Raw genomic sequence first — 5,924 nt, 5'->3', positions numbered from 1 at the left:
CCTCGAACCAGCGCCACTGGCACGAGCCGGTGCAGCGCTACATCGCCGACTGTCTGGCGGGGACCACGGGGCCGCGCGGCAAGGATTTCAACATGCGCTGGGTGGCGTCCATGGTGGCGGACGTGAACCGCATCATGATGCGCGGCGGGGTGTTCATGTACCCGGCGGACCGCAAGGACCCGTCCAAGCCGGGCCGCCTGCGCCTGATGTACGAGGCGGCGCCCATGGCCATGGTGATGGAGCAGGCGGGCGGCGCGGCCAGCGACGGGACGCAGGCCCTGCTGGATGTGGTTCCGGGCGCCCTGCACCAGCGTGTGCCGGTGATGCTGGGCTCGAAGGCCGAGATCGAGACGTTTCTGACGTACCGCTAAGGCCTCCCTCAATCCGTCATTCCCGGCCTTGTGCCGGGAATCCATAATCGCGGGACGCGCCGCGTTCGCCTTGCCCCATCGGCGCATATGGATCGCCGGGACAAGCCCGGCGATCACGGATGAGAGCTAGTGCGACAGGCCCGCCGGGAGGTGGGCCTTGTCGTGTTTGCCGGTGCGGGCGACCAGGGTCTGGGCGGCGGCGTTCATGCCGTAGACCTCGACCTTCACGCCCCGGCGGCGATAGCGGAACACCACCTTGTCCACAGCGGCCACGGCGGTGATGTCCCACAGGTGGGCGTCGCTGAGGTCGATGATCACGCGCTCGGGCTGGCCGTGATACTCGAAGGCCGCCGCGAACAGGTCCGCCGAGACGAAGAAGACATGGCCGCGCACGGTGTAGCGGCGCACCTGGTCGGTGCTGTCGTCGGACTCGACCACCTCGATCATCTTGCCCAGACGGCGGATGAAGAAGACGGCCGACAGGATCACGCCCAGCATGACGCCCTGGGACAGGTCATGGGTCAGGACCACGGTGACGGTGGTGGCGATCATGACGATGGAGGACTGCATGGGCGTGGAGCGCAGCCGCATCACCGAGCCCCAGTCGAAGGTGCCCACGGACACCATGATCATCACGGCCACCAGGGCGGCCATGGGGATCTGCGCCACCCAGTCCTGAAGCACCAGGATCAGGAACAGCAGGAACAGGCCGGCCCACAGGGACGACAGGCGTCCGCGCGCGCCGGAGGTGACGTTGATGATCGACTGGCCGATCATGGCGCAGCCGGCCATGCCGCCGAACAGGGGCGACAGGATGTTGGCGATGCCCTGACCGCGGGACTCCATGTCCTTGTCCGACGGGGTGTCGGTCATGTCGTCCAGCAGGTTGGCGGTCAGCAGGGACTCCAGCAGGCCGACGAAGGCCAGGGTGGCGGCCACCGGGCCGATGATGGCCAGGGTCTCCCACGTCAGGGGCACGTTGGGCAGGTGGAACACGGGCAGGGTGGAGGGCATCTGGCCCATGTCGCCCACGGTGCGCACGTCGATGTTGAGCCAGACGGCCAGCCCGCTGAGCACCACAATGGCGATCAGGGGCGAGGGGATGACCTTGGTGAGACGCGGCAGCAGATAGATGATCGCCAGACCGCCCGCGACCATGGCCCAGGTCTGCCAGTTGGCGCCGATCAACTCGGGTAACTGGGCCATGAAGATGAGGATGGCCAGGGAGTTGACGAAGCCGGTCATCACCGAGCGCGAGACGAATTTGATGTAGCGCCCCAGCTTCAGCACCCCGACGATGATCTGGAACACCCCGGTCAGGATGGAGGCGGCGAACAGATATTCCAGACCGTGGTCGCGCACGAGCAGGACCATCAGCAGGGCCATGGCACCGGTGGCGCCCGAGATCATGGCCGGGCGGCCGCCGACGAACGAGATGGTCACGGCGATGACGAAGCTGGCGTACAGCCCCACCGCCGGATCGACCCCCGCGATGATGGAGAAGGCGATGGCCTCCGGGATCAGGGCCAGGGCGACGAGAGTGCCCGCCATCAGGTCGCGTCGGGGACTTGCGAGCCATTCCTGGCGCGCGAGGGAGATGATTTTCATGGGTCGTCCGGGGAGGACCAGCGGACCCGTCGCCCCGTCACGGCGTGGGTGTGTCCGCTGTCGGCGGTTCAGCCTGTTGTGTCTCCGGGGGATCGGCGCCCGGCGTAGCCACCCGGATCAGGTCCGGGTCCGACGAAGGCCGCCCTATGCCTTGTGCGGCGCAACAAGGCAACCACGGAGCCGTGAAATCAGCCGTCGTTCACGACCTTGCGGTCCAGGGCGGCGCTGTCGTCGAAGGTGGCCCAGCCCTTGCCGCCCGACGGCTGGGGCAGACCCTCCCGGATATCGTCGGCGGGGTTGGGGTCGATATTGCGGCCCTGACGGTGCAGGTGCGACTTGGCGATCATGTTGGCGGTCACCGGCGCGGTCAGGAACAGGAAAAGGGTGATCAGCAGCTCGTGGGCCGAATAGGTCCCCTCCATGGCCGGGAAGAAGACCATGGAGGCGATCAGGCACGCCCCCACGCCCAGGGTGGTGGCCTTGGTCGGACCGTGCAGGCGCGTCATGAGGGACGGCAAGCGGGCCAGGCCCCAGGAACCGACCAGCAGGAAGGCTCCGCCGATGACCAGCAGGATCGCGATGACGTATTCGGCGATGATCTCGAGCATGGGGGTCATTCCACGATGTCGCCGCGCAGGAGGAATTTGGAATAGGCCACGGTGCCCAGGAAGCCGACCATGGCCAGCAGCAGCGCCGCCTCGAAATAGTTGGCGGTGCGCTCCCACAGGCCGAACAGCACCACCATGGCGATGATGTTGATGGTCAGGGTGTCCAGGGCCAGGATGCGGTCGCCGCTGGTGGGCCCGCGCAGCAGGCGGAACAGGTTCAGGGCCATGCCCAGGGCGACACAGCCGATGGCGAAGCCCAGCGCATATCCGATCGGGCTCATGGGAAGATCCTCAGCAGGCGGGCCTCGTAACGGGACTTGATGCGGGCGATCTCGGCGTCGGGATCGGCCGTATCCAGGATGTGCACCAGCAGGGCCCGGCCGTCGGCCGAGATGTCGGTGGAGACCGTGCCGGGCGTCAGGCTGATGGTGGCGGCGAAGGCGGTGATGGCCTCGGGCGAGCGCAGGTCGGTGGGGATGACCAGCCAGCGAGAGCGCAGATCGCGGTTGCGGCGGAACAGGATGATCCAGGCCACCTGGAAATTGGCGACCATGATGTCCCACAGCACGATAGCCATATAGCCCCACAGGGGCGGGCCGAACCGCATGCGCGGATTGCCGGGCCAGAACCGGCTGGTGATCAGCGGGATGGCGACGGCGAAGACGACGGCCAGCACCAGCCCGCCCCAGCTGAGACCGTTCAGCAGCAGCATCCACACCACCACCAGCATCGCCGACAGGGCCGGGTGCGGCAGGAGGCGCTGGACCAGGGAAGGGCGCTGGATCGGAATCTCGCTCACGACTGACCTCCCATGACGGTGTTGATGTAGGCGTCGCGGTCGAACAACTGGTCGGCCGTGGCGTCGGTGTAGGCGGTCAGGGGGCCGGCGAAGACGGTCGAAAGCGCCAGCAAGGCGATGAAGCCCGCCGCCACCAACAGGGTCGCCCCGCCGCCGTGGATGCGGCCGGCCTTGCAGTCGCCCTCCACCGAGGCGCTCTTCCAGAAAATCTGGCTGCCGGCGCGGGCGAAACCGAGGATACCGATGACCGTGGTGATCAGGATGACGGCCCAGATCCAGTAGCCGCCCGGCGCGTCACGCACGCCGTCCAGGATCAGCAGCTTGCCCAGGAAGCCCGACAGGGGCGGCAGGCCCACCATGGCGATGGCGGCGAGGAAAAACAGGGCCGAGAGCTTCTCCACGTCCTGGAAGCGGGGGCCCACATTGATGGCGTCGCCGTACTCGCCCCGGCGCGCTGCGATCATGTCCATGACCAGGAACAGGGCCGCGCCCGCCAGGGTGGAGTGGACGGTGTAATACAGGGCCGCAGACATGGCGTCTGGCTGGAACACCGCCACCGCGGCCAGCAGGGTGCCCATGGAGCCGATCACGGCGTAAGCGGCCAGATCCCGCAGTCCCTTCGCGGCCAGGACCCCGAAATAGCCCAGGGCGATGGTGACCAGGGCGGCGGGGAGCATCCAGTCGGCCGGCGCCCAGGCGGAGGCCTGGGCCTCGTCACCGAAGATCAGGGTGGTGACCCGGATGATGCAGTAGGCCCCCACCTTGGTCATGATGGCGAACAGGGCGGCCACCGCCCCGGAGGTTGAGGCGTAGGTGCGCGGCAGCCAGAAATGCAGCGGAACCAGCGCCGCCTTGAGCGCGAACAGGACGATCAGCAACAGGCCGGCGGACTTCAGAAGCGCCTGATCGCCCTCGGGCGCGGCGGCCACGCGCAGGGCCATGTCGGCCATGTTGAGTGTGCCGGTGACGCCGTAGAGCATCCCCACCGCGATCAGGAACAGCACCGATCCGGCCAGGTTGATGATGACGTACTGCACCCCCGCCTTGAGGCGCGCGGCGCCCTGGCCGTGCAGCATCAGGCCGTAGGAGGCCAGCAACAGCACCTCGAAGAAGACGAACAGGTTGAACAGATCGCCGGTCAGGAAGGCGCCGTTCAGGCCCAGCAGCTGGAACTGGAACAGCGGGTGGAAATGCCAGCCCTTGCGGTCCAGCCCGGTGGCGATGGCGTAGATCAGCACCCCCAGGGCCACTACCGAGGTCAGCAGCACCATCAGGGCGGACAGCCGGTCCAGCACCAGCACGATGCCGAACGGCGCGGACCAGTTCCCCATGGCGTAGGCGACCACCTCGCCGGTGGACGCATGGGCGGTCATGACCGCGCTGATGACCACCAGGGCGACGCAGACCGCCAGGGTGGTGACCCGCGACAGGGTCAGGCGGTGGCGCATGACCAGCAGGATCAGCGCCGCCGCGAGGGCGGGAATGATGACGGGCGCGACGACCCAGGGGGCGATGGCGGAGGCGGTCACGGGGTCACCTCCTCTTCCGTGTCGGGCATGATGGAATCGGCGTCCACGCCGTCCTCCACGGGGCGGACCGCGTCAGGCAGCCCGTCCACATGATCGGTTCCGGTTTCCAGGTAGGCGCGCAGGGCCAGTATGACCACGAAGGCGGTCATGCCGAAGGCGATGACGATGGCGGTCAGGACCAGGGCCTGGGGCAGGGGGTCGGTCCAGGCCGTGGCGGCCTTGTCGTAGATCGGCGGCTGATCCACCACCACACGGCCCATGGAGAACAGGAACACATTGATGGCGTAGGACAGGAAGGCCAGGCCCAGCACCACCGGGAAGGTGCGGCGGCGCAGCAGTAGATAGATGCCTGCGGCCGTCATGACGCCGATGGCGCTGGCGATCAGGAACTCGAGGCTCATCAGCGCACCTCCCCGGTCGGTTCGGACTCACGGGCGGGATTGATGTCCATCGGATGCTCGGAGGGCTCCAGCTTCTCGGCGCGCTGGCCCACACGGGACAACTGGGCCAGGGCCAGCATCACCGCGCCCACCACCGTCAGGGCCACGCCGATGTCGAACAGCATGGCGGTGGCCAGCTCGAATTCGCCCACCACGGGCAGCTCGAAATAGTCGAAGGCGCTGGTCAGGAACGGGGCGCCGAAAAAGATCGAGCCGACCCCGGTCAGGCCCGCGATCAGCACGCCCCAGCTGATCAGGTTGTGGTTGTCCGCGCGCAGGCGGGCGTCGGCCCAGCCCCAGCCCGACGCCATGAACTGCATCAGCAGGGCGATGGAGAACACCAGTCCGGCGATGAAGCCGCCGCCCGGCTCGTTGTGGCCGCGCAGGAAGATATAGAGCCCGGCCATCAGAGCCAGGGGCAGCAACAGGCGCGTGGCCACCACCAGCATCATGGGGTGGCGCTCGGGCGAGCGGATCAGGTCGGGGGTCCAGCCCGCCAGACGGCGTCCGGCCGCGCCCCGGTCGGCGGTGTCCAGCAGGGCGAAGATGGCCAGGGCGGCGATGCCCAG

Annotated in this window: 8 protein-coding genes and 1 other annotated feature; of the genes, 1 reads left to right on the top strand and 7 read right to left on the bottom strand. The window is 67.9% G+C overall.

The window, feature by feature from the left end; all coding sequences use genetic code 11:
- Positions 1 to 371 (top strand): class 1 fructose-bisphosphatase (locus C0461_RS12950; RefSeq protein ID WP_292107589.1); only part of this gene is annotated, 371 nt, incomplete at its 5' end.
- A 126-nt stretch (positions 372 to 497) separates the two neighbouring features.
- Here the strand turns inward: C0461_RS12950 and C0461_RS12945 are convergent.
- From C0461_RS12945 to C0461_RS12915, 7 genes are all read right to left on the bottom strand, one after another.
- Positions 498 to 1,973 carry a SulP family inorganic anion transporter gene (locus C0461_RS12945; RefSeq protein ID WP_363378588.1) on the bottom strand — a complete coding sequence of 492 codons (1,476 nt, stop codon included), beginning with the start codon at positions 1,971 to 1,973 and terminating at the stop codon, positions 498 to 500.
- Between the two features lie 84 nt (positions 1,974 to 2,057).
- Positions 2,058 to 2,113, bottom strand: a sequence feature (sul1 is cis-regulatory element that is thought to sense ions involved in sulfur or methionine metabolism; They are found in Alphaproteobacteria).
- 54 nt (positions 2,114 to 2,167) lie between these two features.
- Positions 2,168 to 2,587, bottom strand: a complete 420-nt coding sequence (locus tag C0461_RS12940) for a Na+/H+ antiporter subunit G (RefSeq protein WP_292107587.1) — start codon at positions 2,585 to 2,587, stop codon at positions 2,168 to 2,170.
- Positions 2,588 to 2,592: 5 nt separating this feature from the next.
- Positions 2,593 to 2,868 (bottom strand): K+/H+ antiporter subunit F, encoded by a 276-nt coding sequence (locus tag C0461_RS12935; protein ID WP_292107586.1) that lies wholly within the window; start codon positions 2,866 to 2,868, stop codon positions 2,593 to 2,595.
- A complete protein-coding gene (locus C0461_RS12930; RefSeq protein ID WP_292107585.1) occupies positions 2,865 to 3,386 on the bottom strand; it encodes a Na+/H+ antiporter subunit E in 522 nt (173 codons plus the stop codon). Before C0461_RS12930 ends, C0461_RS12935 begins: the two co-directional genes overlap by 4 nt.
- A complete protein-coding gene (locus C0461_RS12925) occupies positions 3,383 to 4,915 on the bottom strand; it encodes a monovalent cation/H+ antiporter subunit D (RefSeq protein ID WP_292107584.1) in 1,533 nt (510 codons plus the stop codon). The genes C0461_RS12930 and C0461_RS12925 overlap by 4 nt, the downstream gene beginning before the upstream one ends.
- Positions 4,912 to 5,319, bottom strand: coding sequence for a Na+/H+ antiporter subunit C (locus tag C0461_RS12920; protein WP_363378585.1), 408 nt, complete (start codon positions 5,317 to 5,319; stop codon positions 4,912 to 4,914). Before C0461_RS12920 ends, C0461_RS12925 begins: the two co-directional genes overlap by 4 nt.
- On the bottom strand, positions 5,316 to 5,924 hold a 609-nt coding region (locus tag C0461_RS12915; protein WP_292107582.1), incomplete at its 5' end, for an MnhB domain-containing protein. The genes C0461_RS12920 and C0461_RS12915, both read right to left, overlap by 4 nt.

Origin of the sequence: Brevundimonas sp., from assembly GCF_013823285.1 — a bacterium.
Taxonomy (GTDB): domain Bacteria; phylum Pseudomonadota; class Alphaproteobacteria; order Caulobacterales; family Caulobacteraceae; genus Brevundimonas.
This window is presented reverse-complemented; position numbering and strand designations above follow the sequence as displayed.